This is a genomic window from uncultured Mesonia sp. (assembly GCA_947499595.1).
GTDB lineage: Bacteria > Bacteroidota > Bacteroidia > Flavobacteriales > Flavobacteriaceae > Mesonia > Mesonia sediminis.
In genome coordinates this window covers 1-721 of sequence record CANMOY010000038.1, presented here as the reverse complement: position 1 = coordinate 721, position 721 = coordinate 1, and the positions used below count along the sequence as shown (strand labels likewise).

The 721-nt window shown below is 34.3% G+C and carries 1 protein-coding gene and 1 pseudogene; both read left to right on the top strand.

Going from position 1 to position 721, the window contains the following annotated elements; genetic code table 11:
* Positions 1-249: pseudogene (locus ACH2AZ_RS12475) on the top strand (DNA-binding protein); the annotation flags it as partial.
* Positions 250-269: 20 nt separating this feature from the next.
* Positions 270-721: DDE-type integrase/transposase/recombinase (locus tag ACH2AZ_RS12470; RefSeq protein WP_394908097.1), on the top strand; the 452-nt coding region annotated here is incomplete at its 3' end.

Here is a 721-nt window from a genome sequence, read left to right as displayed (position 1 = left end):
GAAATTAAAAAGTTAAAGGAAAAGATTGAGGAACTGGAGTTTCAGAAAGACTTTCAGCAAGACATTATTGCTGATATGGAACTTATTACAGGGGTAGATATGGCAAAAAAGTCATTGCCCAAAACATTAGTAAAAGAGATAGAGCAAAAGAAAAAAGCACGTATAAAAGAAAGTGGCTCTATGGATGTTTTGGGATATCTAAACAAGCTTTCTACAAAAGAATCAAAGCACAACAAAAACAAGAAATAGACCATCAAAAGTTAATCAAATTGGTTAAGGACTACCGTAAAAAAGTAGGCTCAAAAACGGGCGGGATTAAACTTTATGCAGAACTAAAACAAGACTTTATAAACGCTGACATTAAGATTGGCAGGGATAAGTTTTACCGTTTCTTAAGACTCAATAATCTTTTAGTTCCAAAACGTAAAAATTACATCACCACCACCAACTCAAACCATATGTACAAAAAATATAAAAACCTAGTTAAAGATCAGGTTCCTACTCGTCCAGAACAATTATGGGTAAGCGATATCACTTACATTAAAACACAATACGGCCATAATTATTTAGCCATTGTTACAGACGCTTATTCCAAGCAAATTATGGGCTATAAACTAGATAACCATATGAGAACATCGCTTTGCATAGATGCGCTCGCTATGGCCATTAAAAATAGAGAATACCCAAGTGAAAGACTCATCCATCATTCCGATAGAGGTTT